This is a genomic window from Pseudomonas neuropathica, assembly GCF_015461835.1.
Classification (GTDB): Bacteria; Pseudomonadota; Gammaproteobacteria; order Pseudomonadales; family Pseudomonadaceae; genus Aquipseudomonas; species Aquipseudomonas neuropathica.
The window spans coordinates 1-26,784 of sequence record NZ_JACOPX010000014.1; the positions used below are offsets into that span (position 1 = coordinate 1).

Consider the following 26,784-nt stretch of genomic DNA (forward strand, 5'->3'; position numbering starts at 1 on the left):
CGTACCTCGCGCACCGGGTCAACCAGCGCATTTTCCAGCAGATGACCGTGCAGCAGATCATCAGCCAGGTGCTGGAAGAGCACGGCATCCTCGCCAGCGATTACCACTTTCAGCTCAGCGCGATTTATCCTGAGCGCATTTACTGCGTGCAGTACGACGAGTCGGACCTGGATTTCATCCAGCGCTTGTGTGAAGAAGAGGGCATTCACTACCACTTTCAGCACACGTCCAGCGGCCACAAACTGACCTTCGGCGATGACCAGACGGTGTTCCCGAAACTCGCGCCAGTGGCCTATCAGCAGGACTCGGGACTGGTCGCCGACAAACCGGTGGTCAAGCGTTTCGGCCTGCGCTTGGCCACCCGCACCAGCCGCACCACGCGCCGTGATTACGACTTCGTCAAACCGAAAATCGAGCTGGAAAGCGACGCCAAAAGCAGCGCGCAACCGGACCTTGAGGACTACGATTACCCGGGCCGTTTCGTCGATCGTGAGCGCGGCAAACACCTGGCCAATCGCGCGCTGGAGCGGCATCGCAGCGACTACCGTCTGGCCGAGGGCAACAGCGATCAGCCGATCCTCGTCAGCGGGCATTTCCTCGCCCTGACCGACCACGCCAACCCGACGTGGAATGATTTGTGGCTGCTCACCGAAATCTTCCACGAAGGCAAGCAGCCGCAGGTGCTCGAAGAGTCGGTGACCAGCGACACCACCGACAACAAAGACGATTTCCACCAGGGCTACCGTAACCGCTTCAGCGCCATCCCGTGGGACGTCCCGTATCGTCCGCCGCTCGATCACCCGAAACCGAAAGTCCTCGGCACGCAAAGCGCGGTGGTCTGCGGTCCCGAGGGTGAAGAGATCTACTGCGACCAGTACGGCCGGGTGAAGGTGCAGTTCTTCTGGGACCGCGAAGGCAAGCACGACGACATGACCAGTTGCTGGATGCGCGTGGCATCGAGCTGGGCGGCGGAAACCTTTGGTTCGATCAATATTCCGCGGGTTGGCATGGAGGTGTTGATCACCTTCCTCGAGGGCGATCCCGATCAGCCGCTAATCACCGGTTGCCTGTACCACGGCGCGAATCTGCCGCCGTACAAGCTGCCGGACTTCAAGACCTTGGCCACGGTCAAGAGCAAGGAATACAAGGGCAGCCGTGCCAATGAACTGCGCATCGACGACACCACCAGCGAGATCAGCATTGCGCTGCGCAGTGACCACGGCGCGAGTGCGATCAACCTCGGTTACCTGACCCATCCGCGCCCGAGCGGTGGTCAGCCGCGCGGTGAAGGTTTCGAGTTGCGAACCGACCGGCACGGTGCGGTGCGTGCGGCCGCCGGCCTTCTCATAACGACTGAGCCGCGTCCAAACGAATCCAAGCACCACAAGGATCTGCCGGAAACCGCTGAACGCCTCGCGACAGCCAGCGATCAGCAAGACGGCTTTGCGGTGCAGGCCAAAGAACTTCAGGCTCAGGAGGCGGGTGATCAGGACGACGTGGCCAAAGCGCTGCATGCCCAGCATCAAGGTGTGCTCGGCTCTGGTCCTGCCAACCTCACCGCCAACGAATTCCCCGAGTTCACCGAACCGCATCTGGTCCTCGCCAGCCCGGCCGGCATTGCCCTGACCACGCCGCGCTCCAGCCACATCGCCACCGGCGAACATCTGGCGCTGAGCAGCACCGGCCACACCAGCCTGTCGATCGGCAAACGCCTGCTGGCCAGTGCCAGTCGCGGCATGCGCCTGTTCGTGCAGAGCATGGGCTGGCGGCTGGTCGCAGCGTCCGGCGACATCGATGTACGCGCACTGAAGGACAGCATCAACCTGCTGGCCAAACTCAACATCACCGCCAACGCCGACCGCATCACCATCACCGCGAAAACCGAACTGGTGATTCAGGGCGGCGGCAGCGCCACCACCTACAACGCCGGCGGCATCACCCACGCCACCAGCGGCCCGTACACCGCGCACGCGGCGAACTTCGCCTACACCGGCGCGAAATCTTTGGCCGGAGTATTCCCGGAACCACCGAAACCTGGCAAGGGCAATCTGGAATTGTTCAACCAATATGCCGGGCGCCAGGGCATCAAAGAGGGCGATTACGAAGTCATCGATGCGCTGGGCAAAAGCATCAAGGGCAAGCTCGATGGCAAGGGTTTCGCCAGCGTCGCCGGGGCTGCACCGGGGCCTGCGCGTGTGCTGTTCGGTAAAGACCCGGCCGACACCTGGAGCGATGGCAGTTACATCGGCAAGCCGGAATGGCCGTTGAATCCACCGGGTGCCGAAGACGTGCCGAGTCAGGTGCAGGCGATGGTCGCGCAGGTCTTGCCGAGCAAGAGTTGGGAGATGTTGGAGAAGGGCAAGGACATGGCGCAGACAGGGATGAGTGCGATGCAGACGGCGCAAGGTGCGATGCAAACGGCGCAGCAAGTGAAAGGTGTGGTGCAGGGCGGGGTGGCCGGGTTGCCGAAGCTGGCGAGTGCGGCGTTGCCGAGTGCGTCGGGGATTTTGGGGGCGGCGAGCAAGGCGGGCAAATTGCCGAGTCTGCCTGCACCGAGTCTGCCAAAACCTTCCTTGAAAACCCCGGGCCTGTTGGCGGGTGAGATGCTGTCATGACAACGGAAACGATTTCGGTCAAAGGAGTGACGCAATGAAAGACGCTATTCGTTTGGGGGACTCCACCACCCACGGTGGCAAGGTTCTCGAAGCCTTCTCTCAAACCGACCTCAATGGCAAACCGATTGCCGGGGTCGGTCACAAGGTCAGTTGCCCGTTGTGCAAGGGGATTTTCCCGATTGCCGAGGGCAGCAGCACTTACTCCGTCGATGGCACGCCAATCGCGCTGGATGGCATGAAGACCGCCTGCGGTGCTGCGCTGATTGCAAGTGGTCCCAAAGGGGCCGTAGTCAGCTGAAGTTTGAGTTCGCGTTTTGATTCTGTACCTCCAAGAGGCAGGCCTCATACCTGTTTTTGAGAGGTGTTCAAAAATTGTGCATAAAGGCTGGGGCTGCTGGCCGGTGAGTTGCTGTCATGACAAATGAACCTGCTGTTGCAAAGAAACGAGAACCGCAGGTTGCGGTCGCGCCTCTCAATACCATCGACATCAAGGATGTCGGTCGCGGGGCGGCGAAATTTGATGCTTGGCTGCAGTCTCTCAGCGGAGGTGTGGTTACGCTTGAACGGGTCAAAAACGTCGCTGGTGCGTTGCCGGTGGTAGGCAACATCATGGCGTTGGTCGATGCGCTCGGCGACATCGTTACCCTTGCCAAAAGCAAGCAGAGGGAGGTGCTGGACTGGGTGAGTCTGGGCATCAACCTGATAGGTGTATTGCCTGCACCGCCTACCATGGCATCGGCGCGGATGACGTTGCGCCCGACGTTATCGCTGGTGCGCCAGGAGCTGCGCAATAGCGCAAAGGCGCTATTGGGTGATTCACTGATCGAAGTGCTGATCGGGCATTTGAACGCGACCATCGTTGGCACCATCGACGACTTTGTAAAACAGGCTCAACCCAAGCTTGCGTCAATTCTTGACGATGCCGGAAAGCTTGGACATGACGCTGTCAACGAGATTGCCAAAGGCCTGGAGGCTGTGGTCAATGGCAAGCTCGACGCCAAGGGCGACATGAAGGCTGCAAGTGCAAAAATGAGCGCTGCTGGCAGTCAGTTTCTACATGATCCCAAGGCGTCCATCAGTAATTTTCTTGGCGCTACCTACAGCGCCTACAAGGCTGCGGGAAAGGGTGTGGCCAACAGCGCAGCGAAGAATCTGCTGCCGGAAAATGCCAAGGCATTGGTATTAACCAATACCTCGATGCTGCGCACTTTGGGTGTCGAATTACAAACCCAAATGAAAAAGCTCGGCGATCCTGGCGTCCAGCATTCTATTGGTTGGCTGTTGCAAATGCTTGCCGGTTCCGTGCTTACCTGGCGCAAGCGTCAGGCTCATGGACAAGGTGCAAGTGTCAAGCCGGGCACCACTTCCAAAGCTCAGCGCAAAGCGGGTGAGGGGCGTCTGGAAGCAACCAGTCAACAAGCGCCGGCAACCAGCAACTGTAACAGTTGTAAAAACACGGTAATGCCCGCAACCCAGCACAGCATCAGTTTTGCATTGGGCTCAGAATCACTCAGCCATACCGACTTCAGTTTGTCCGGTTCTTTCCCGATAGAGTGGACGCGAACCTACAGTTCACGTCTGGCTGAGTATGACCAAAGTGAACTCGGTGCTCGCTGGATCACAGCGCTGACCACGCGTTTTGATTGCCGTAGTGATGGCGTGACTTTTCACGACGCTGACGGCCGCAGCCACGATTACCCGCTCCCCAAAATCGCGCTCTCTCACTACGACGCGATTGAAAACATCACGTTGGTCAGGGCCAGCGAGGATCAGTTGGTGCTGTGCCGTGGCTTCGAGCGCAAGGAAACCTATATGCGCCGGGGCCAGCGTTACGTTCTGACGGGCGTTGAACTGCGCAATGGCGCTGGGATGATGCTGCATTACGAGCATCGTCACGGTAAGGATTCAGTGCTGTCCGACCTGATCACTTACCAGGATGATATTGCAGAGGTTCAGGCCCACCTGGGGACGATGATTGATGGGCAGGGCCGCTTGACCGGACTCTGGGAAATTCGAGACGGTGCGCCTCAACGTCAACTGTGCGCTTATCAATATGGGGACACTGGTGATCTTCTGCTGGCTCAGGATGAGAATGGGGCAAGCCGAGTTTATGAGTATCAGCATCACTTGATTACTCGTTACACGGATCGCACTGGCCGTGGCATGAATCTGCAGTGGCAAGGACAGGATGCAAAGGCTCGCGCTGTGCGCGAGTGGGCGGATGACGGTAGCTTCGACACCCGCCTGGAATGGGACGAAAACATTCGGCTGACCTATGTCACCGATGCCCACGGAAACGAAACCTGGCACTACTACGACATCCTTGGCTACACCTATCGTATTCGACATCCGGATGAGCGTTCGGAATGGTTCTTCCGCGATGAGGCCAAGAATCTGATCCGTCATGTTCACGCCAGTGGCAGCGAAGAGCGGTATAGCTACGATGAGCGTGGCAACGTGCTTGAACATATCCGGGCTGATGGCAGCGTAATGCATTACGCCTATGACGATCTGGATCAACTGATCAAAGTCAGTGATGCCGAGGGTGGCCAATGGCAGCGCGCATACGATGATCGTGGCAACCTGATCGAAGCCATCGATCCGCTGGAAAACAAAACCGAATATGCCTACAACTCAGCGGGTTTGGTGACGGGGGTCAAGGACGCCCTTGGCAACGAACAAAAGCTCGATTACAACGATGCCGGCCAATTGGTGGAGTATGCCGACTGCTCAGGGAAAACCAGCTGTTGGGAATACAACGAACGTGGGCAGATGATTTGTTACACGGACGCGGCAGGTAACAGTACGGAGCATGAGTACAAGGCAGGGCACTTGGTGCTCACCAAGCATCCCGACAAAACCGAAGAGCGTTTTCAACACGATGCAGAAGGCCGGCTACTGGCTTATACGGATGGATTGGGTCAGTGCACGAGCTGGAGTTATACCGCGGCCGGTTTAATTGGCGAGCGGGTCGATGCGTGCGAACAGACGTTGCGTTATCACTGGGATCGTTGTGGACGGTTACTGGTGCTGGAAAATGAAAACGAAAAGCGTGCTCAGTTCCAGTATGACTCTCTAGGGCGTTTGTTGCAGGAGGCCTGTTTCGATGGGCAAATTACCCGTTATGGCTATGACGCTGTTACTGGGCGACTAGCCAATACCGTCACCGGCAGCAGGCGCATTGCCTGGAGCTTCGATGCCATGGGCCGATTGGCCGAGCGTTCAGCGTCTTTAGGCGATCAAACGCAGCGCGAAAGTTTCGCTTATGACGGCAATGGCAACCTTACCGAAGCCTCCAATGCACATAGTCGCTTGCATTGGTTCCATGATGCTGCGGGTAATCTGCTGCGCGAGCACCAACACTATCTGGGGCTGGAGAAGTCGACAATCGCGGTATGGCGACACGAGTACGACGCGTTGAATCAGCGTATCGCCACTATTCGTCCGGACGGGCATAGGGTCAGTTGGTTGACCTATGGGACAGGGCACTTGCTTGGGCTTCGCCTGGACGAGCACGAATTGCTCGGACTCGAGCGTGATGATCTGCACCGGGAGATCGCGCGTCATCAAGGCAACCATTTACTTCAAACGCAACAGTGGGACCCCGTTGGGCGACTGCAGCAGCAAATGTTGGGTCGCAGCGATGATAAGACCACCCTGCTAAAACGCGATTATCAATACGACGCGGCCGGCCAGTTGACTGACATCAATGATAGCCGTCGCGGTCCGCTCGCTTATCGTTACGACCCCGTGGGCCGACTGTTGAGTGCTGCCAGCCGACTCGGCACAGAAACGTTCGCATTCGATCCGGCCGGTAATTTGCTGGACAAGGCCAATGAGGAGGATCGGCGTCCGCTGTCTGTAGACGCTCCTCGCAGTAAGCGACTCGACAATCTTTTGAGAGAGTATGCCGGGACACACTACGAGTACGACGATCGCGGCAATCGGACGCTTCGCTGGCATGACGGTCGTTACAGTCGAATGCGGTGGGATCTGTTTGACCGTCTAGCGCACTTCGAAGACGGACGTTTGTCCGTTGACTACGCCTATGACGCACTGGGACGGCGTCTGTATAAAAATTCTGTCGCCTATTGTAAACAACGGCCTGAGGCGGGCTCCGAATGGAACCGAAACGAGTATGCACGCAAGCAGCTTGAGCTCGGCTGTGGCTTTACGCTGTATGGTTGGGACGGCGACAACCTTGCGTGGGAAAGCAGTCGTGGTCAGGTCGACGGAGGCCTCGGTCGTACGGTTCACTACATCTATGAACCTGACACTTTTGTTCCCGTTGCTCAGGCGCTGCAACATCAGTTCATTAATCTTTTGACTCAGGTCGAGCACGCTGGCGATTTCAATCTTGAAGAAGATCCGTTGTGGAATTACACCCCGTCTGCGCAACCTCTGGATGTGTTGGCCTGGTATCAGTGTGACCATCTGGGAACACCTCAGGAGCTGACGGATCAACAAGGAGATATCGCTTGGAGTGCCCAGTACAAGGCATGGGGTGAAGTTCAAGAAACTCGTTCTCGATTTGCGCAGCAGGTCGGTCTGACCAATCCAATCCGCTTCCAGGGCCAGTATCATGATCACGAGACCGGGCTGCATTACAATCGTTATCGGTACTACGACCCGCTGATCGGGCGCTTTATCGGCAAAGACCCGATCAGTTATGCGGGTGGACTGAATCTTTACGAATATGCGCCAAATCCTGTTAGCTGGGTTGATCCGCTGGGGTTGGCACGTGACACTGCCAAAAAGGCCGCAGATGCTGCACTGAAAAAGGGTAAGACCACAGGCGCCGCCTCAGAACTACGTACCGGTGGCAAAGTGTTTGTAGGGGTGAGTGGATCGAGATATCCCGTCCATCCCAAGGTCAGGAAAGCCCTAAAGGCTGTGCCGAAGGATCAACGTGAGCCATGGCATGGCAAGTGTGCAGAAGTCGAGTGCTTGAGCCGATCCTATGACGCGGGAATGGATCCTGCGGGCGGTACAAGCGAAGCCGTCAATATTGGTACCTCGGGCAAAGGGCATGGAACCGCTAAAAAGGCGTGTCGTTCCTGTAGCTCTGTACTCACAACACTTGGAGTCCACCATGATTAGTCATGAGCAAATCGTTCATTTTTCAGAGCAGTTGAGTAAAGGTAAGGCTGAAGCCGAAGCGGCTCGGAACATAATGAAATTTATGTGCGCGGGCGTAGGTTTGGTTCTTCAGGACGAAGAAGTGTCCCCAATTGTCAAAAGCGCGTTTGCAGCTGCGCACAAATACTGGTTTGAAGGGGGAAAAAATGAAAAGGAGTTGAATGCTGCCAGAGTTAAATGCTGGGATTTTCTGGAAGCGAAAGGGCGCGATGTCGACATTGAAGATAACGAGGACGCTGCTGTAAGAGCTTTATTTTGCGTCATGTATCCTGACAGAGTTTCCGATGAAGATTTCGTGCAAGAGTCTTTTGAGTGGTTTTTCGAGATGATCAACAGGATTGGCGATTTCAGTCAGGCATTTGAAAAGCTAGCTACGAAAGTAGCCCTCGACGGAGGGGCTGACCATAAAAGGCCTACGCGCTGGCTACCACAACCGAGGTAGCGCAGTAAAAGTGATAGCCATTTACTGGTCTAAAGTCGACATTATCAATCGCACTGGTTTCGCAGGCATAACTGGCTCGTTATTTTTGTCGGTTCTCTACCGTTCACAACGGGCGGGAATCGGCCAAGAGCGGTTGATTGCCAGTGTCTGCTTTGGCCTGGCGTTTGTTGCCGGTATTCCAGGGCAGATGGACAAGAGCGACGGCGATAAGAACGAGGCTCATGGTCGCAAGGGTGAGGTATTGGACGATGGTCAATACAAAACCCTGGAGGCCAATCTGCCGCCGAGTCTGACGCTGAAGCAGTGGTGCGAGCAGGCGGATCAAGGCATGCGCCAGGGATTGGAGCGTGTGGGTCTGTAATCTCCTTGGTGATTGATTGTTCCCACGCGCAACAATGGAATGCCTCAAGGGACGCTCCGCGTTCCAGTTCGCGAAGGGACGCGGAGCGTGGGAACGATCAGCGTTGGAGGTTATTTTGCGGAGAACTTCAACACCACGCTGTGGCTGTAAGCCTGCCCCGGATCAAGCCGAGTACTCGGGAAGTCCGGCTGATTCGGCGAATCCGGATAGTGCTGAGTCTCCAGGGTAAACGCGCCCCAGTGCGGATACACCTTGCCACCCTTGCCCTTGACCGTACCGTCGAGGAAGTTGCTGGTATAGAACTGCACACCCGGCTCCGTGGTGAACAACTGCAGCACGCGACCGGACTGCGGGTCACTCACCTCAGTCGCAACTTTGCCGATATCGCCCTTGGTATCCAGCGCCCAGTTGAAATCAAACCCACCTTGTTTCGGCTCGGCAAATTTCAACTGCGGATGATCAGCCTTGATGTGCGTGCCGATTGCAGTTGGCTTGGTGAAGTCCATCGGCGTGCCGGCCACGGGCGCCAGTTCGCCGGTCGGGATCAGTTTGGCGGTGACCGGGGTGTAATGGCTGGCGTGCAGGGTGGCGACCTGTTTGAGGATGTCGCCATTGCCGGCGCCGGCGAGGTTGAAATAGCTGTGGTTGGTCAGGTTGAGCACGGTCGGTTTGTCGGTGCTGGCCTTGTAGTCGATGCGCAGTTCGTTGTTGTCGGTGAGGCTATAGGTCACCTCAGTGGTGAGGTTGCCGGGGAAGCCCATTTCACCGTCCGCCGACAGATAGGTCAGGGTCACGCCGACCGAATCCTTGTCCTTGGTTTCTTGCGCCTTCCAGACTTTCTTGTCGAAGCCCAGCGTGCCGCCGTGCAGCGCGTTGGTCTTGTCGTTCTGCGGCACTTGATAGCGCTTGCCGTCGAGTTCGAACGCACCTTCGGCGAGGCGATTGCCGAAGCGGCCGATGGTCGCGCCGAAATAGGCGGTGCCTTTCTGGTAACCCTGTACATCATCGAAGCCGAGCACGACGTCGTCGAACTTGCCGTGCTTGTCCGCCACTTTCAGCGATTGCAGGGTCGCGCCGTAGGTGATGACGGTGGCTTGCATGCCGTGGCTGTTGCGCAGGATGTATTGCTCGACGGGCGTGCCGTCATTGGTTTTACCGAAGGCTTTGTGTTCGGCGCTGAGGCCGGCCGCGTTGGCGGAGAGGGTGGCGATCATCAGGGACAGTCCGAGGCCGGAAAGCAGGTGACGGGATTGAAGCATGGTTGACCTTCCTTTTTGTTGTTGTTTTCAAAATGGCGCCGATGCCGTGTAGGAGCTGCCGCAGGCTGCGATCTTTTGATTTTGGTTTTCAAAGGCAAGGTCAAAAGATCGCAGCCTGCGGCAGCTCCTACAGCGTAACTAGTCATGCTATTTGTATTAGCAATCAAGATTTATAGCTGATTAATCGTTTATTTCAACAATAAAGACAGACTAATTGCTTTTGGGGTAAGCACCGAAGGTCGGCTGGTCGTGCGCACCACTGCACTTTTTCGCAATCAGCGGCTCTATCCATGGCCAGGATGCGGTGACTCCCGCCGCACAGGAATGTGCCTGTTCGAGATTTCATGCCGAGAGCTTTTGCCCTGATCGCTACTTTTTTCCGCCGCCCGTGCCTGTTGTTGGCGTGTTTGTCGTTGCTGTTTTTCAGCGGTTGCAGCCACCAGGACGGCAACGGCTTCTTCAATCAGATGCGTGAAGGGAAGCCACAGGAATTCCTGCAGACCAGCGTCGACCGTATGGCCACGTTGGCGATGCGCGACAACCTCAGCAGTCTTTACCGCTTGCAAGCCAAGCTGTACCTGCGCAACCCGGACGAGCTGCGCAAGTCGGGTTTCCTCAACATCCATGCCGCGGTGAAACAGGTTCGCCTGGCCATCGAGCAGCAACAGCCGCTGCCGGTGTTGGGTGGCCGAAAGGACCTGGCGGCGCTGAGCTATGCGATGAGCCCGGAGTTTCTCGGTGACCGCGTCGGCGCGTTCATCTATGCCATCGGCAGCATGCTGGTCACCGCCCATGGCAATCGCACCGAGTTCTACATGACCGATGCGATCAACCCGACTTTCGTTCACAACGCTGCACGCAATATCGAAAAAGCCACGTGGATCTTGTCCCAGCGACAGAACAAGGAAGGTCAGCCGCTGCTGTTTTCCAATGAGATCTCGGAGGAGGGCAGTAACCTGAGCTTCGCCACCGAGTTCGGCAAAATCGTTGCGCGACTGGACCTGATCACGCAGATGCTCGACGAGCGTTACCGGCGGATCGGCCTTAACTACGCGCAGAGTTTGCTGTTCTTGAATTTCTTGCCGGTGCAATGAGTTCCACGAAAACCTGTGGCGTGCAGAGCTCCAAGGTGGGAGCGAGCTTGCTCGCGAAAGCGGTGGATCAATCAACACTTCAATGGCTGAAAGACAGCATTCGCGAGCAAGCTCGCTCCCACATTGATCGAATAGTGAAGGCTGTTTTTGTATACAATCCGTCACCGCTATTGATCAAAATGGAGCCGCACCCGTCATGACTGACCCCGCCAGCGCCGATTTCAGCCGCGTCGACCGCACCGCCCGTGCGGACAAACTGCCCTATGCCGCGTTGCTGGCATTCGCCATGACCGGGTTCATCGCCATTCTCACCGAGACCCTGCCTGCCGGACTGTTGCCGCAAATCGGTGCCGGGCTCAACGTCAGCGAAGTACTCGCCGGGCAACTGGTGACGCTGTATGCACTGGGTTCGATTGTCGCGGCGATTCCGCTGACCGTCGCCACACGCGGCTGGCCTCGGCGCCGGGTTTTGTTGATGACGGTCGGCGGGTTTCTGCTGTTCAACACCGTCACCACGTTTTCCAGCCATTACGGTCTGACCTTGGTTTCGCGCTTCCTCGCCGGGATGGCGGCGGGGCTGTCGTGGGGGATCATGGCCGGGTATGCGCGCGGCATTGTGCCGGTGCATCAACAGGGGCGAGCACTGGCGATTGCCATGCTTGGCACCCCGGTGGCGCTGTCACTGGGCACGCCGGCGGGGACGTGGCTGGGCAATCTGATCGGCTGGCGTGCGTCGTTCGGGATCATGTCGGCGCTGGCCCTGGTGCTGGCGGCTTGGATTGTCGTCGCGGTGCCGGATCGTCCGGGGCAGGCCAGTGAGGAGCGTCTGCCGCTGCTCGAATCGCTGCGCCTGCCGGGCGTGCGGCCGGTGTTGTTCGTGGTGCTGACGTGGATGCTCGGACACAACATTCTCTACACCTATATCGCGCCGTTTCTGATGCAGGCCGGATTGGCTGACCGGGTCGATCTGGTGCTGCTGGTGTTTGGCCTGTGTTCGCTGGTGGGGATCTGGATCATCGGCATGCTGGTGGATCGCTGGTTGCGCTGGCTGACGTTGATCAGCCTCGCGGTGTTTGCGCTGACGGCATTGGTGTTGGCGCTGGCTGCGCCTTCACCGCTGGTCATTTATGCCTGCATGGCGGTATGGGGATTGTCGTTTGGCGGCTCGGCAACCTTGTTGCTCACCTCTGCGGCCGACTCTGCTGGCGATCACGTTGACGTGGTGCAGGCGATGCTCACCACTTCGTGGAACGTGGCGATCGCCGGTGGCGGCTTGTTCGGCGGCTTGCTGCTGGATCGGGCGGGGGCGATGTCGTTTCCGTGGGCACTGCTGATTCTGTCGCTGATCGCGCTTGCCACAGTGTGGGTCAACAAAAACCACAGCTTCAAACCGGGTCGAAGGGTGCACTGAATCTGCATCCACCAACCCTGTAGGAGTGAGCCTGCTCGCGATAGCGGAGGGTCAGTCACTGAATCCATCACTGATAGACCGCTATCGCGAGCAGGCTCACTCCTACAGTAAAGCGATGGTGAGGTCGATATGGCATAACGATAGACCGCATCGATATATGTGGTTATAAGAAAAATCGCTATGCTGCGGGCCAGATTTTTCCTGTCGTTTTTCTGGACGGTTTAATGGAATTGGCAAATTTCGGCCTGGTGATTGCCGGGCTGGTGGTGGGTTTTATTGTCGGCATGACCGGTGTCGGCGGTGGTTCGTTGATGACGCCGATCCTGCTGTGGTTCGGCATCAACCCGGCAACGGCGGTGGGCACTGACCTGCTGTACGCCGCCATTACCAAATCCAGTGGCGTCCTCGTCCATCGCAAAAACAAGAACATCGACTGGGCCATCACCGGTTGGCTGACCCTCGGCAGCGTGCCGGCGGTGGCCATGACCTTGTGGTTCCTCAGCACCCTGCACACCGCGCCGGACGCGATGAACGCCATCATCAAACAGGCGCTGGGCTTCGTCCTGTTCGCCACGGCGCTGGCGATCTTCTTCAAGAAACGCTTGCTCGACTTCGCCCACAAACGCGCGGGCGGCAACTACAACCCGAGCGGTTCGCGCCTGAACGTGATGACCGTGATCACCGGTCTGATCCTCGGCACCATGGTGGCCCTGACCTCGATCGGCGCTGGCGCCTTGGGCACCGTTGCGCTGTTCATCCTCTATCCACTGCTGCCGACCCGCCGTCTGGTTGGCACAGAAATCGCCCACGCCGTGCCGCTGACGCTGGTTGCAGGCCTCGGCCACGCGAGCATGGGCAATATGGATTGGGGTGTGCTGGGCTTCTTGCTGGTCGGCTCGTTGCCGGGCATCTGGCTCGGCAGCCATCTGACCGGACGCATTTCCGATGAAGTGCTGCGCCCGTGCCTGGCGACGATGCTGGTGCTGATCGGTTACAAACTGGCGTTCTGATCCGGCCATGACTGAAACCACTGTCCGTTGCGATGGCCGTCTCGCCATCAGCGTCGAACCGCGTGAAATGCGCATGAGCCATTGGCTGTATGCGCCGCAGGTAGTCGATCTGCAGCGCCAGCAAGTGCTGCTGGATCTGAGCGAGAGCCTGTGGGATTTGCTCGGTACCGCCGACGAGACGGCCAATGGCATCGAGCTGGTGCTGCGCAAATACCCGGGCGATCGGGCGTCGGTGAGGTTGAGTGTTGAACTCGACAGCGGTGAACTCAAACTCGGGGGACATCCTGTCGACCCTTCGCAATTGCTTTCGGCACTCGATTCAGCGCTGGAATGAGGCGGCACAGCCTGCGGCGCGCCGCCTCACCACGGGTTAACGCTGAATGACGTATTTCATCACCGTCACTGGCAAATCGTCGTAGACCAGCTCTTCCACCACTTCCCAACCCAGCCGCGCATACAGCGACTGCGATGTGTCGGTGTACAGATACAACTCAGGCACACCCAGCGCCGCCGCTTCTGCAACCACTCGATTGACCAGTTGCGAAGCAATCCCGCGACCTCGTTCCTCAGCCTTCACATAAACGCCAGCCAGCCACGGAGTCAGATTCGGGCGCAGCTTCAGATCACTTTCAATCAGTAGCGCGCCGCCCAGCAGCCGCGAACCCTCTAGCGCTACCACGACACTCGGCACGGCACGTTTGCCGCAGGACTCGCGCATGTGTTCGATACGGTCCTCGACGGTTTGTCCGGGACGAAACTCGCCCCACTCCTTGAAGTTGAGCGTGGCCAGTTCTTCGATCAATTCGGGGTGATCGCACAGGTAATCGATATGCATACGGGTGAACTCCATTCCATTGGCAGAACCGCCACCCTAATGCGGTCATAAAAGGTAATCAAATCCGCGTTGCGATCACCTCGGATATGTTGCGCAATGTCGCGCCTGTCCTAAGCTTCTGACTAGGCGGAAGATATTTGCCGGGTTGTCCCGGAACAATTGCCACGATGCGCAATCATTAGAGCGTGGATATCAAAAGGAGATGCGCATGCTCATCAGGTCATTGACCCTGACACTCTTGCTGGCGATTGCCGGCCCCTTGTTCGCCGCTGACAACGATTCGCCCATCGCCGGGGACATGGGCCGCGCCCGACCGCTGATCGTGATCGCACAAAGCACGGTGGACCCCGTGTGGGTAGCCCTGAAAAAGTCGTTGGAGGATCCGGCCAACAAAAAGGGCGTCACCGACCGCAACATCAAGGTTTACACCATCCTCAACATGTCCGGACAGCTCGACGGCAAGGACATGGGCCAGCAAGACACCATGGCGCTGCTGCGCTCGCTGAAGCTTGGCGCCGGGGCGTATCCGAAAGTGTTCCTGGTGGGCAAGGACGGCGAGACCAAACTCTCGGCGTCGGGGGATGAAGCGAAGGCGGTGGACTTGAAGAAAATCTTCGACACCATCGATGCCATGCCAATGGCTGAGAAGGAAGCGGCCGCTGCGGCTCAAGCGCCGGTTGCTGCTACGCCGGAACCGATAAAAGGCGCGAAGAACGCCAAACCCACCAAGCCTGCGAAACCAGCCAAGCCGCCGGAAATGCCGGATGACTGATCGCACACTCATTGAATAAAACACGTCCCCTGTAGGAGTGAGCCTGCTCGCGATAGCGGTGTATCAGTCACCATCAGCGTTGACTGATACACCGCTATCGCGAGCAGGCTCACTCCTACAATGTTTACTCCGTTGCCAGCAGATTTGCGGACACCGACGCCCTCACAGCAACTTGTCTACCCACGGCTATCGCCCTCATCAAGCAGGTAAACCAACACACCTTTGGTGTCACCTATGACCAATGGCGAATGCGTGGTCAACACGAACTGGCAATTGGGAAAGGTCGTACTTAACTGTGCAATCAGACCAAGCTGCCATTGCGGATCCATGCGCAATTCCACCTCGTCGATCAGAACAATGCCATCGCCGTGCAGCGGGTTGTCCATCGACGGGTTCATCATCGCCAGACGCCTGGCGATGTCACCCACCAACGCCATCAGCGACCTTTCGCCAAGCGAGAGCTGAGTGACACTGAATGTCGCGCCATGCTTGTCGACGGCCATATGCAGATGCGGTTTGCGTTGCACGCGCAGGTTAGTGAAATCCGGCATGAACGCGGTGAGGGCCGAACGAACGGCAGTCAATTGGCGATCGCGAGTGGAGGCTTTCACATTGGCCAGCGTTTTCCAGACGTCGCTGTCAGTACCGAATTTTTCCGCGACTTCGGCCAGTGCGGTATCGGAAATACCGTCTTCGTTTTCGCTGTCCTCACGTTCACGAAACCATTCGAAAAAACCGCGAAAGTCGGCGCCACCGTTGAAGCTGGTGTCGTAGCCGTCGAGTTGATCAGAGGCTTGTTTGCTGGTGATTTTAAGCGGGATGTCGAGAACGCAACGTTCGGCTGGGTAATAAGCGATTAGCGGGAGTGAGGCGTTATCGTGGGCGGTGAGTTGAGTGCGGTAGTGGTCTGCAAGCAGTCTGACTTCGTTTAAATATCCACGGCCCGAGGCTGCACCTTCTTGTCGACTTCGGGCAGCGCCCCATACGAATAATTCGTTTTCGGAACCCGCATCGCTGTCAGCTGCGCGCGGGTGCGAAACGTCGGTGATGCCAATCGAAAGGATTGCTCCTGAGGCGCCATTGCGAATGTCTTCATCGACAAGGTATTTGCCATTGCCTTTATTGGAGTGAATTTTTGCGATCAGCCAGCTCAGACAAATATTCAGGGATTTAAGAATGGTGGTTTTTCCGCTGCCGTTGTTTCCCACCAGCACCGTGATGTTCGAACGGTGTGTCGGGGTAGGGGCAAACTGAATATCCATGTCGCCAAAGTGTCCGACATCCGTAAGCTTCAAACGTTTGATTTCCATCACTGCGCCCTTCGAATGACTGTTTTTTGCACGACGCCATCCTCGTCCAAAGATTGTCTCGATGCAGTGTAGATACATCAAATTCATTCGCTAACCCAAAGTCATTGCAGCATGTGGCTGCCGAAATGTCTGACACAAACCCCCTTCAAGTCCCGTGGATTTTTCCTGCAAGTCGCGGCGGCGGTGGTGAACTGGTGGGTTTTGGAGAGGAGGCATAGTCTTCTTTGGCCGCTGCAAAACACAGTGGTCGGACGTGGAAGTCCGGTTGTCGGTTACATCCATCAATGTCTCAAAAGCGCATGTCGACGTTATTTATGTCAACATCGCCGCGTTTTTGGCGGCTGTGCGCAGGGGCACTTTCGAGTGCGCCGGGTTTTGGTGGATTGGCCTGGTCTTCCACACCTGCGTACAGCTGCCACCCTCATGTGGAAGTGAGAAAGGTAGTTTTTCCTACAATTCACTACGGTGCTTCATACATGAAAAAACCAACGCCAAACCCTCCCGAATCCCCCATGGATTCAGGCTCCTTCGACGCCAACAACCCCCGATTACGCAACCCGCATCACCCCGATCCCATCAGCCACCTCTTCACCATCCTCCCCGATATCGATACGCCCACGCTGCTCTGCCACGCTTGCGAAACCCTCGCTTCACTCAACGTCCTGACCACCGACCTGGCCGCAGAACTTCAAGGTTCACCGCGCAGCCTTGCCTTGTCGATTCAGCAGTTGGCCGTGCTCGGCGAGTTGCTGGTCAACCGAGCGCTGGACAATCTCGATCCACCTGCGGCGACGCAGCATTGAACAGGGAGGTTCAAACATGGCGCGATACATTCCGATTACCGGGATCGACTGCAAGATTCCCAGCCTGTTGATCGATAGCGAAGCACCGGTGGATGTGCTGCATGGCACGGCGGCTTACCGTTTGCGCTGTGTGACGCAACTGATGGAGACACTGGCGCTGGGGGATGGCAAGGGGCATGACGCTTTACTGCTGCAGGATTTCGCCCGGGTGATGGCGATCCCGTTGCGGGACAGTTGCGACTTGATGGATGTCATCGGCTGGAAGTTGCAGGCGCAGCTTTAAAGACAAAAAATCGCAGCCTGCGACAGCACCTACATTGACCGAGTGAAAACCCGATCCTGTAGGCGCTGCCGCAGGCTGCGATCTTTTGATTTTCAGTCAGCGACAGCGCTGAGGATTTTGTGGGCGATCTTCACCCGCTCAGGAATCGGGAAGTTCTTGTTGGCCATGATCACGATGCCTACGTCTTTGCTCGGCACAAACGCAACATAAGCCCCGAAGCCACCTGTCGAGCCTGTTTTGTTGATCAACACGTCTTGCGGTTGCGGTTGCGGCGGATTCAGCCACTGCACCTTGTGCGCCTCCATGGCCATTTCCGTCGAGTTGCCCGCCAGCAAACGCTCGAGACTGATCGGGTAGCGGTACATTTCCCAACCGAGGCCTTGGGTCATGTCGCCGACGGTGTAGTAACCGGTGTGGGTGTTGGCGATGGTTTTTTGCAGGGACGCTTCCAGCGTTTCAGGCTTCAGGTTGGCCTGCACGTAACGCAGCATGTCCACGGCACTGGTTTTCACGCCGTAGGCCTGCGAATCCAGGGCGCCGGGGGTGACGCGCACTGGCTTGCCGTTTTTGTCATAGCCCTGCGCATACAAGCCCATTTGCGCGGCAGGCACGCTGAGGTAGGTGTGCTGCAAACCGAGTTTCGGCAGCAGGGTTTGCGTCATCGCCTGATCAAACGGCTGGCCGAGGCTTTTCGCGGCCAGATAACCGAACAAACCTAAACTCGGGTTGGAGTACTGGCGATGGCTGCCAGCCGGATACACCGGTTTCCACTGTTGGAAATAGCCGAGCATCTTGTCAGACGAATCCGAGTTGTCCGGGAATTGCAGCGGCAAACCGCCGGCACTGTAGGTGCCCAATTGCAGCACGCTGATGTTGTCGAAGGCGCTGCCTTTCAGATCAGGCCAGAGCTGACTGGCCTTGGTCGACAGATCGAGTTTGCCAGTCGCCTGGGCATAACCGGCGAGGGTGGCGGTGAAGGTTTTGCTCACCGAGCCGATTTCAAACAGGGTGTTTTCGCTGACTTTTTGCCCGGTATCTTTGCTGGCGACGCCGTAGTTAAAGTAATGCGCCTTGCCGTTGATGGTCAGCGCTACGGTGAGGCCGGGAATGTTCTGCTGCTGCATCACAGGCGTTACTGCGTCGTTGACCAATGCTTGCAACTGCGCAGCGTCGGGCGCGGCGGCGAGACAGGATGTGGCGCCCAAGAACAGGCCGAAAGCAGCGCAGGAAATGACTTTGCTCGATTGAATGGATGGCATGAATGAACCACTCTCCATGAGTGTTGATGACGTTATCCCGCTACACTGCGGGCGATTTCTTCGTTGGGCGACTGATCAGCGCCGCCAATTTAGTCAGCGCGACGCCAATCGACAAACGACGAAAACTCGCACGAGCCATTAGAAAAATTTGGGACTGGGCATGATTCGACCGCAATTGCCGCTCAACGCACTGCGCGCCTTTGAAGCGTCCGCACGTCATTTGAGCTTCACCCGCGCGGCCGTGGAGCTGTGCGTCACGCAAGCGGCGGTCAGCCATCAGGTCAAAAGCCTTGAGGCGCAACTTAACGTAACCCTGTTCAAACGCCTGCCCCGTGGGCTGATGCTGACCAGCGAAGGTGAAACCTTGCTGCCGGTACTGAGCACGTCTTTCGATCACATCGCGCAGATTCTCGAGCGTGTCGCCGGAGGACAGTATCGTGAAATGCTGACCGTCGGCGCTGTCGGCACCTTCGCCGTAGGTTGGTTGTTGCCGAGGCTGGCGGACTTCAGTGCGAAACATCCGCTCATAGATTTGCGACTGTCGACCAACAACAACCGTGTGGATGTCGCGGCGGAAGGGCTGGATTACGCAATCCGTTTTGGCGCAGGGGCGTGGCATGGCATCGACGCGACGCGTTTGCTCGATGCACCCCTGTCGGTGTTGTGCGTGCCGGAGATCGCCCGGCAATTGCAATCGCCGGGGGATTTGCTGCAACAGACGTTGCTGCGTTCCTATCGCACCGATGAGTGGCCGGAGTGGTTTCAGGCGGCCGGATTGGCGACCCAGGCTGCGCCGCCGCAAAGCATCGTGTTCGACTCGTCGCTGGCGATGATGGAGGCTGCGTTGCAGGGCAGTGGTGTGGCGTTGGCGCCACCAATGATGTTCGCCCGGCAACTGGCGGCGGAGGCGATTTGTCAGCCGTTTGCGATTGAGATTACGACGGGGAGTTACTGGTTGACGCGGTTGCAGTCGCGGCCGGAAACGGCGGCGATGATGGCTTTCAAAACCTGGCTGCTGCAAATCTCTGGTTAACGCAAAACCCTTGCAGGAGTGAGCCTGCTCGCGATAGCGGTGTGTCAGTTGATATCAATTTTGACTGACACACCGCTATCGCGAGCAGGCTCACTCCTACAGGGACCGTGGTGGATTGGAGATCAGGTTCAGCGCACCAGACACGGCCGCTTGTTATCGAACTTCCAGCCCGGAATCAGAAACTGCATCGCCACGCTGTCATCCCGCGCGCCGAGGCCCATGCCTTTATACAGTTCATGGGCCTTGGCCACCTGGTCCATGTCCAGCTCCACACCCAGCCCCGGCTTCTTCGGCACCTGCACCAGACCATCGACGATTTGCAGCGGCGCCTTGGTCAACCGCTGGCCGTCCTGCCAGATCCAGTGGGTGTCGATCGCGGTGATCTCGCCCGGTGCGGCGGCAGCGACATGGGTGAACATCGCCAGCGAGATATCGAAGTGGTTGTTGGAATGCGAACCCCAGGTCAGGCCCCACTCATGGCACATTTGCGCCACACGCACCGATCCCTGCATGGTCCAGAAATGCGGGTCGGCCAGCGGAATGTCCACCGACTGCAACTGGATCGCATGACCCATCTCACGCCAGTCAGTGGCGATCATGTTGGTGGCGGTTTTCAGCCCCGTGGCACGACGAAACTCGGCCATCACTTCTCGACCGGAATAACCGTTTTCCGCACCGCACGGGTCTTCGGCATAGGCGAGCACCTGATGCTGATCGCGGCACAAGCGAATGGCTTCTTTCAACGACCACGCGCCGTTCGGATCGAGGGTGATGCGCGCCTCGGGAAAGCGCTCGGCCAGCGCCGTCACTGCTTCGATTTCCGCATCGCCGCTGAGCACGCCGCCCTTGAGTTTGAAGTCCTTGAAACCGTATTTCGCGTGGGCCGCTTCGGCGAGGCGCACCACGGCTTCGGCCGTCATGGCCTTCTCGTGCCGCACGCGGAACCAGTCGTTGTCGGCGTCCGGTTCGCTTCGGTAGGCGAGGTCGGTTTCGCGCTGATCGCCAACGTAGAACAGATAACCGAGCATCTTCACTTCGTCGCGTTGCTGACCTTCGCCGAGCAGCGCCGCCACCGGTACATCGAGATGCTGACCGAGCAGATCGAGCAGTGCGGCTTCGAGGCCGGTGACCGCGTGAATGGTGATGCGCAGGTCAAACGTCTGCAGACCACGACCGCCAGCATCGCGGTCGGCGAAGGTCTGGCGCACTTGATTGAGGATTTTCTGATACGTGCCGATCGGGCTGCCGACCACCAGGCTGCGCGCGTCTTCCAGGGTCTGGCGAATACGCTCGCCACCGGGCACTTCACCGACGCCGGTGTGGCCGGCGTTGTCCTTGAGGATGACGATGTTGCGGGTAAAAAACGGCCCGTGGGCGCCGCTCAGATTGAGCAGCATGCCGTCGTGGCCGGCCACCGGGATGACTTGCATGTCGGTGATGATCGGGGCTTTGGCGGTGTCGTGTGCGGTCATGTTCTTATCCTTGTAAAAAGTTCAGGCGTGCTTTGGCGCGGCGTCAGCCACGGCGAGGTCGGCAGCAGGTTTCGGCGTGGTGCGCGCGAAGAAGACGATGATCGCGGCAATGATCGACGTCGCGGCCAGGCCATAGAGGCCGCCCTGAATCGAGCCGGTGTGTTCTTCGAGCAGGCCGAACGTGGTCGGCGCGACGAAGCCGCCAAGGTTGCCGACCGAGTTGATCAGCGCGATCACCGCCGCCGCGATGCGCGCATCCAGATACGCCTGGGGGATCGGCCAGAACAGCGATGAGGCGGATTTGAAGCCCAGCGCAGCAATGCAGATCGCAACGAAAGCGAAGATCGGCCCGCCGGTGGTCGACATGAACATCCCCGCAGCGGCGATCAACAGGGCGGTGGCGACCCACGCCTGCTGGTGTTTCCACTTGGCCGAGAACGAGGCGAAAGCGTACATGCCGATGATCGACAGCAACCACGGAATCGAGTTGAACAGGCCGACCTGGAAGTCGCTCATCTCGCCCATTTTCTTGATGATGCTCGGCAGCCAGAAGGTTGCCGCGTAGATGGTCAACTGAATGAAGAAGTAGATCAGGCAGAACAGGATGATCTGGCGGTCCTTGAGCAGTTTGCCCATGGATGGCCGGATCGGCGTCGCGGCTTCGCGGGCCTTCTGTTCAGCGTCGATGGCGTTGACCAGTGCGTCCTGTTCGGCGCGGCTCAGCCATTTCGCGTCGTGGGGTTTGGCGTCGAGCCAGAACCAGACGAACACGCACAGGCACACGGAAAACATCCCTTCAATGAAGTACATCCACTGCCAGCCGTGCATGCCCAGCCCATTGATTTGCAGGAGCAGGCCGGACAGCGGGCCGGAGATCAACGAGGCCACGGCCGAGCCGCTGAGGAAAATCGCAATTGCTTTGCCGCGTTCGGCACCGGGCAACCAGCGGGTGAAGTAGTAGATCACCCCGGGAAAGAACCCGGCTTCGGCCACGCCGAGCAAAAAGCGCAGTACATAGAAGTGGGTTTCGTTTTGGATGAAGGCCATGCCGGCGGCGACCAGGCCCCAGGTGAGCATGATGCGGGTCAGCCAGATGCGTGCGCCGACTTTTTGCAGAAGCATGTTCGACGGGACTTCGAACAGCGCGTAACCGATGAAGAACAGCCCGGCGCCGAAGCCATAAGCGGCGGCACCAATACCGAGGTCATGTTCCATGTGAGTGCGGACGAAACCGATGTTCACTCGGTCAATGTAATTGACGATGAACATGATCACGAACAGCGGCAGGACGTGGCGTTTCACTTTCGAGATGGCCGACGCGAGTGTCGAATCGACGCCCTCGTTCATCCCGGAGACGGAGGTTTTCACTTGTTTTTCTCCCACTGATTATTTTTATGCGGGGTAGGGCAGGTGCTGCGTTGTTGCTAGACATCATACAACTGAGAAATTTTGTCCTACAAGTAGGGTTCGCCGATTATTTTTCTCTGGGATGCCGGTTTCTTATGCTTTTTTGCGTTAATGATCAATGTTTGTTGGGTTTTGTAGGGCGTGGAGCATCACGTCATCCCCAGGGAAGCACGGTTCTGTTTGTCAGAAATGTTTGAAGTTATTTCCATTTATTTGAGTGTTGTCATACAAGCTGAGCCGCTAAACTCAGTTTCGTCATCCCCGCAGGATGCTACGATCCACAAGCCCCGATCACCGGAACCGATCATGCAAGAAGACCTCGACGCTCCCGCCCGTAAACGTGCGCACAACCTCGCCCATGACCTGGTGGAGAAGCTCACGCAAAGCATCCTGCTCGGCCAGCTGTCGCCCGGCGACAAGCTGCCGTCAGAGAATTCCATCGTTCAGGAACACGGTGTCAGCCGCACGGTGGTGCGCGAGGCGATTTCCAAGTTGCAGGCTTCCGGGCTGGTGGAGACGCGCCACGGCATCGGCACCTTTGTCATCGAGCGTGTTGCGGAGCAGGGCTTGCGCCTGAATGTCGACACGGCGCTCGGTGTGCGCAGCATTCTCGAACTGCGTCTGGGCCTGGAAACCCAAGCGGCGGCGCTGGCGGCGCAGCGGCGCACGGAGGCGCAAGTGCTGCAGATGCGTCAGGCGCTGGATGACTATCAGCGGCTGCTCGACAACAACGACAGTTGCGTCGAAGCGGATCGGCGCTTTCATCTGCTGATTGCCGAGGCCACCGGCAATGTTTGCTTCAGCGAGATCATGCAGCACCTGGGCAGCGCGATGATTCCGCGTCATCGCCTCAATGCTGCTGAACGTGGCGCGGCGGATTTGAGCAAGCTCGGGCAACTGGCCCATCTGGAACATGAGGCGATTCTGAATGCGATCAAGCGTCAGGATGCGGACGCCGCGCGCGCGGCCATGTGGCTGCATCTGACCAACAGCCGCGACCGGTTTTCCGCGCGGGGCTGATGTCCGTTGGTCTGTTCGATAGCACGCCGTGCAAAGGGCTGATTCCAAGTTGTACGGCCCGGGTATTCCGGACCTCCTGAGTGAGGTGCGTCATGGCTAACGATTTGCTGTTTCAGGGTGGCGTGCTGCCCACCGATTCGACCCGGCCGCTGCCCGGTACCGATGAACCGACACTGGCTGATCACGACTCACCGATGGGAATGCCCCCGGGGCGCGATCCCTTGAGTGACGCCGACCGGCCGGATGATTGGAAGGACCCGGGAGCGGACGATGAGGATGTGCCGCCGGCGGATGAGCCGACGCCGTTGTCGGATGATCGGCGCTGAGACTTGGTTGTTGTGCTGGATTTACCGGCCTCTTCGCGAGCTTGCTCGCGAAGACGGCATAACCCTCCATACATACCTTCGACCAGACCCCTTCTCAAGCAACGCCTAAATCCCGCATCAACAACCCGAACCGCAAATCCACCGCATCCGGAATCGGCAGATACACCGTGTGCCCATCCCCCGGTGCCACCTCGATCGCCTCTTCTTTAGCGTTCTGCAAATCATGCAGATCAAAATGGAAATTGCCCTTCGGCGTCATCAACTCCAGATGATCACCCAAGGCAAAGCGGTTCTTCACCTTGACCTCTGCCAATCGCCCACGCCGCTCGCCGGTCAACTCGCCAACGAACTGCTGACGCTCCGACACCGAGCTGCCATTCTGATAATTCTGGTACTCGTCATGCACATGCCGGCGCAGGAAACCTTCGGTGTAGCCACGCTGTGCGAGTGATTCCAGATCGGTCATCAGGCTACGGTCAAATTCACGCCCGGCCACCGCATCATCAATCGCGCGGCGATACACCTGGGTGGTGCGCGCGCAATAGAAGTGCGATTTGGTCCGGCCTTCGATTTTCAGGGAATGCACGCCCATGCGCGTCATACGCTCGACGTGCTGCACCGCGCGCAGGTCCTTGGCGTTCATGATGTAGGTGCCGTGTTCGTCCTCGAACGCTGGCATCAATTCACCGGGGCGATTGGCTTCCTGCAGCAGGAACACCTGATCGGTGGGCGTACCCAGCCCCAGCGTTGGCTCTGGCTGGAAGGTCTGGACGATCTCGCCGAGCTGGTTTTCGGTGGCCTCTTGCGCTGAGTATTTCCAGCGACAAGCGTTGGTGCAGGTGCCCTGATTGGCATCGCGCTTATTCATGTAACCGGAGAGCAGGCAGCGCCCGGAATAGGCCATGCACAGCGCGCCGTGGACGAACACTTCCAGTTCCATGCCCGGCACCTGCTCACGGATTTCGCCGATTTCCTCCAGCGACAATTCCCGCGACAGGATGATCCGGCTCAGCCCCTGCTGCTGCCAGAATTCGACGCTCGCCCAGTTCACCGTGTTGGCCTGCACCGACAGGTGAATCGGCATCTGCGGGAAATGTCGCCGCACGAGCATGATCAGTCCCGGGTCGGACATGATCAGCGCGTCGGGGGCCATGTCGATGACTGGTGCCAGATCCTTGAGGAAGGTCTTCAACTTGGCGTTGTGCGGGGCGATGTTGACCACCACGTAAAAGCGTTTGCCTTGCGCCTGCGCTTCACGAATACCCAGTGCCAGATTGGCGTGATCGAACTCGTTGTTGCGCACCCGCAGGCTGTAACGCGGCTGGCCGGCGTAGACCGCATCGGCGCCGTAAGCGAAGGCGTAACGCATGTTTTTCAGGGTGCCAGCGGGGGCGAGCAGTTCGGGGGCGGCGAGGGTAGGGGTCATGGCGGTGTCGATCGCAAAAGCGCGGCAGGGTAATGCGGATTCGGGCGCGGCTTATTGATCTGGATCTACGCTTTGCACTGAGCGTGTTTTGTTGTGGGTGAACGAGCTCGATAAGCGGCTCGCGCTGATCCACAACTATGCTCCATGAATAAAGATGGCACTCGTGCAGGTCGCGGTTGACTAAGCATCGAGGCGTGCATGACGCCTGACTGACATGGATCGGACATGAACGAAAAAAGCCTTCAATTCAAATCCCTCACCGTGCTGCTGTTGCTGGTCACGGTGGCGTTTATCTGGATCCTCTTGCCGTTCTACGGTGCGGTGTTCTGGGCGGTAATTCTCGGCATTGTGTTTGCGCCGATGCAACGCCGGCTGCAGGCGAAATTCGGCTGGCAGCGCAACCTGACGTCCCTGTGTACCTTGTCGGTCTGCCTGGTGATCGCGATTCTGCCGGTGATCATCCTCAGTGTGCTGTTGGTGCAGGAAGGCGCAGCGGTCTACAAGAACATCGAAAGCGGCGAGCTGGACATCGCTGCGTATCTGGCGCAATTCAAGCACAGCCTGCCGCCGTACTTTCAGCACTTGCTCGACCGGTTTGGCATGGGCGAGCTAAACGGCTTGCGCGAGAAAATCGTCAAATCGGCAATGCAGGGCAGCCAGGTGCTGGCCAGTCAGGCGTTCAGTTTTGGCCAGGGCACATTCGAATTCGTGGTGAGTTTTTTCATCATGCTGTATCTGCTGTTTTTCTTTCTGCGTGACGGCGCCGAGCTGGCGCGCAAGGTGCGCACCGCTGTGCCACTGGAGGAAGGCCACAAGCGGCGCTTGCAGTTGAAGTTCAACCGCGTGGTACGGGCGACGGTGAAGGGCAATCTGGTGGTCGCGGTGACGCAGGGCGCATTGGGCGGGGCGATTTTCTGGTTTCTCGACATCCCCAGCGCGCTGCTGTGGGCGGTGTTGATGGGGTTTTTGTCGTTGCTGCCAGCGGTCGGCGCGGGGATTGTCTGGGCGCCGGTGGCGGTGTATTTCCTGCTCAGCGGGATGATCTGGCAAGGCGTGGTGCTGGGCTTGTTCGGGGTGTTCGTGATCGGTTTGGTGGACAACGTGCTGCGGCCGATTCTGGTGGGCAAGGACACCAAAATGCCCGATTACATGATTCTGATCTCGACCCTTGGCGGCCTGGCAGTCTTCGGTCTCAACGGCTTTGTGATCGGCCCGCTGATCGCGGCGTTGTTCATGTCGAGCTGGGCGCTGTTCGCCGAGACCAAGCCCAAAGTGCAACTGCCTTAAGCGTGAAACGGCTCGCTGACAAGCTTCTGCGACAGTGCCTGCGCAGCGGGCAAGGAAGTCAGCGGGCCACTGATCGCTTCGCCGTCGCGCATCAGATACCAGCAGGCAAGCAGGCCCGTGGCCCTGAGCGAAGCGGGGACGGCGCTGCCGATAACGGACATGATTTGAACCTGAGCCATGACGAGTACCTCCATCTATCAATGGAGCTACCTTAGAGATT

The 26,784-nt window shown here is 58.1% G+C and carries 24 protein-coding genes; 16 read left to right on the forward strand and 8 right to left on the reverse strand.

Annotated elements, in window-relative coordinates; all coding sequences use genetic code 11:
* From tssI to H8F23_RS20380, 5 genes are all read left to right on the forward strand, one after another.
* Positions 1–2,615: type VI secretion system Vgr family protein (gene tssI / locus H8F23_RS20360; RefSeq protein WP_194935573.1), on the forward strand; the 2,615-nt coding region annotated here is incomplete at its 5' end.
* A gap of 34 nt (positions 2,616–2,649) precedes the next feature.
* Positions 2,650–2,913 carry a PAAR domain-containing protein gene (locus H8F23_RS20365; RefSeq protein ID WP_008077213.1) on the forward strand — a complete coding sequence of 88 codons (264 nt, stop codon included), beginning with the start codon at positions 2,650–2,652 and terminating at the stop codon, positions 2,911–2,913.
* Positions 2,914–3,029: 116 nt separating this feature from the next.
* Positions 3,030–7,715: an RHS repeat-associated core domain-containing protein gene (locus H8F23_RS20370; protein WP_194935574.1), complete on the forward strand. Its 4,686-nt coding sequence runs from the start codon at positions 3,030–3,032 to the stop codon at positions 7,713–7,715.
* On the forward strand, positions 7,708–8,196 hold the full coding sequence (locus tag H8F23_RS20375) for a hypothetical protein (protein ID WP_194935575.1): 489 nt from the start codon (positions 7,708–7,710) through the stop codon (positions 8,194–8,196). The genes H8F23_RS20370 and H8F23_RS20375 overlap by 8 nt, the downstream gene beginning before the upstream one ends.
* Positions 8,197–8,281: 85 nt before the next feature.
* Positions 8,282–8,557, forward strand: coding sequence for a hypothetical protein (locus tag H8F23_RS20380; protein WP_228759312.1), 276 nt, complete (start codon positions 8,282–8,284; stop codon positions 8,555–8,557).
* 110 nt (positions 8,558–8,667) lie between these two features.
* Here H8F23_RS20380 and H8F23_RS20385 read toward each other — a convergent pair whose 3' ends face one another.
* Complete coding sequence (locus tag H8F23_RS20385; protein WP_194935576.1) at positions 8,668–9,816, reverse strand: aldose epimerase family protein; 1,149 nt, start codon at positions 9,814–9,816, stop codon at positions 8,668–8,670.
* 344 nt (positions 9,817–10,160) lie between these two features.
* Here H8F23_RS20385 and H8F23_RS20390 point away from each other — a divergent pair, with 344 nt between their 5' ends.
* From H8F23_RS20390 to H8F23_RS20405, 4 genes are all read left to right on the forward strand, one after another.
* Positions 10,161–10,910 carry a hypothetical protein gene (locus tag H8F23_RS20390; protein ID WP_194935577.1) on the forward strand — a complete coding sequence of 250 codons (750 nt, stop codon included), beginning with the start codon at positions 10,161–10,163 and terminating at the stop codon, positions 10,908–10,910.
* Between the two features lie 196 nt (positions 10,911–11,106).
* Positions 11,107–12,321, forward strand: coding sequence for an MFS transporter (locus H8F23_RS20395; RefSeq protein ID WP_194935578.1), 1,215 nt, complete (start codon positions 11,107–11,109; stop codon positions 12,319–12,321).
* A 224-nt stretch (positions 12,322–12,545) separates the two neighbouring features.
* Entirely contained in the window at positions 12,546–13,331 is a 786-nt protein-coding gene (locus H8F23_RS20400) for a sulfite exporter TauE/SafE family protein (RefSeq protein WP_034154648.1), read from the forward strand.
* A 7-nt stretch (positions 13,332–13,338) separates the two neighbouring features.
* Entirely contained in the window at positions 13,339–13,665 is a 327-nt protein-coding gene (locus H8F23_RS20405; RefSeq protein ID WP_194935579.1) for a hypothetical protein, read from the forward strand.
* A 36-nt stretch (positions 13,666–13,701) separates the two neighbouring features.
* On the opposite strand, the gene H8F23_RS20410 is transcribed toward H8F23_RS20405, so the two are convergent.
* Positions 13,702–14,166, reverse strand: coding sequence for a GNAT family N-acetyltransferase (locus H8F23_RS20410; RefSeq protein ID WP_194935580.1), 465 nt, complete (start codon positions 14,164–14,166; stop codon positions 13,702–13,704).
* Between the two features lie 208 nt (positions 14,167–14,374).
* Between H8F23_RS20410 and H8F23_RS20415 the strand changes: the two genes are divergently transcribed.
* On the forward strand, positions 14,375–14,938 hold the full coding sequence (locus H8F23_RS20415) for a DUF4174 domain-containing protein (RefSeq protein WP_194935581.1): 564 nt from the start codon (positions 14,375–14,377) through the stop codon (positions 14,936–14,938).
* A gap of 176 nt (positions 14,939–15,114) precedes the next feature.
* Here the strand turns inward: H8F23_RS20415 and H8F23_RS20420 are convergent, their stop codons facing one another.
* A complete protein-coding gene (locus H8F23_RS20420; protein ID WP_228759313.1) occupies positions 15,115–16,335 on the reverse strand; it encodes an AAA family ATPase in 1,221 nt (406 codons plus the stop codon).
* 425 nt (positions 16,336–16,760) lie between these two features.
* Here H8F23_RS20420 and H8F23_RS20425 point away from each other — a divergent pair, with 425 nt between their 5' ends.
* Positions 16,761–17,051 (forward strand): DUF6124 family protein, encoded by a 291-nt coding sequence (locus H8F23_RS20425; protein ID WP_371929249.1) that lies wholly within the window; start codon positions 16,761–16,763, stop codon positions 17,049–17,051.
* A 16-nt stretch (positions 17,052–17,067) separates the two neighbouring features.
* On the forward strand, positions 17,068–17,334 hold the full coding sequence (locus H8F23_RS20430; RefSeq protein WP_194935582.1) for a hypothetical protein: 267 nt from the start codon (positions 17,068–17,070) through the stop codon (positions 17,332–17,334).
* A gap of 92 nt (positions 17,335–17,426) precedes the next feature.
* Here H8F23_RS20430 and ampC read toward each other — a convergent pair whose 3' ends face one another.
* The gene (ampC, locus tag H8F23_RS20435) at positions 17,427–18,584 is read right to left on the reverse strand and encodes a class C beta-lactamase (protein ID WP_407692565.1); all 1,158 of its coding nucleotides are present in this window, start codon (positions 18,582–18,584) and stop codon (positions 17,427–17,429) included.
* 169 nt (positions 18,585–18,753) lie between these two features.
* On the opposite strand from ampC, the gene H8F23_RS20440 reads away from it, so the two are divergent.
* Entirely contained in the window at positions 18,754–19,626 is an 873-nt protein-coding gene (locus tag H8F23_RS20440; RefSeq protein ID WP_194935584.1) for a LysR family transcriptional regulator, read from the forward strand.
* A 128-nt stretch (positions 19,627–19,754) separates the two neighbouring features.
* On the opposite strand, the gene gudD is transcribed toward H8F23_RS20440, so the two are convergent.
* Together gudD and H8F23_RS20450 are read right to left on the reverse strand one after the other, a co-directional pair.
* Positions 19,755–21,098 carry a glucarate dehydratase gene (gene gudD / locus H8F23_RS20445; protein ID WP_116256027.1) on the reverse strand — a complete coding sequence of 448 codons (1,344 nt, stop codon included), beginning with the start codon at positions 21,096–21,098 and terminating at the stop codon, positions 19,755–19,757.
* 21 nt (positions 21,099–21,119) lie between these two features.
* Positions 21,120–22,466: an MFS transporter gene (locus tag H8F23_RS20450; protein WP_194935585.1), complete on the reverse strand. Its 1,347-nt coding sequence runs from the start codon at positions 22,464–22,466 to the stop codon at positions 21,120–21,122.
* A gap of 345 nt (positions 22,467–22,811) precedes the next feature.
* On the opposite strand from H8F23_RS20450, the gene H8F23_RS20455 reads away from it, so the two are divergent.
* Both H8F23_RS20455 and H8F23_RS20460 read left to right on the forward strand, forming a co-directional pair.
* Entirely contained in the window at positions 22,812–23,525 is a 714-nt protein-coding gene (locus H8F23_RS20455) for a FadR/GntR family transcriptional regulator (protein ID WP_093433993.1), read from the forward strand.
* Between the two features lie 92 nt (positions 23,526–23,617).
* Entirely contained in the window at positions 23,618–23,851 is a 234-nt protein-coding gene (locus H8F23_RS20460; protein WP_194935586.1) for a hypothetical protein, read from the forward strand.
* Positions 23,852–23,945: 94 nt separating this feature from the next.
* Here H8F23_RS20460 and trhP read toward each other — a convergent pair whose 3' ends face one another.
* Positions 23,946–25,277 (reverse strand): prephenate-dependent tRNA uridine(34) hydroxylase TrhP, encoded by a 1,332-nt coding sequence (gene trhP, locus H8F23_RS20465; RefSeq protein ID WP_194935587.1) that lies wholly within the window; start codon positions 25,275–25,277, stop codon positions 23,946–23,948.
* A gap of 225 nt (positions 25,278–25,502) precedes the next feature.
* On the opposite strand from trhP, the gene H8F23_RS20470 reads away from it, so the two are divergent.
* Positions 25,503–26,564 (forward strand): AI-2E family transporter, encoded by a 1,062-nt coding sequence (locus H8F23_RS20470; RefSeq protein ID WP_093434002.1) that lies wholly within the window; start codon positions 25,503–25,505, stop codon positions 26,562–26,564.
* On the opposite strand, the gene H8F23_RS20475 is transcribed toward H8F23_RS20470, so the two are convergent.
* Positions 26,561–26,743 carry a hypothetical protein gene (locus H8F23_RS20475; protein WP_093434005.1) on the reverse strand — a complete coding sequence of 61 codons (183 nt, stop codon included), beginning with the start codon at positions 26,741–26,743 and terminating at the stop codon, positions 26,561–26,563. The two genes, H8F23_RS20470 and H8F23_RS20475, sit on opposite strands and share 4 nt — an antisense overlap.
* Positions 26,744–26,784 lie beyond the last annotated feature (41 nt).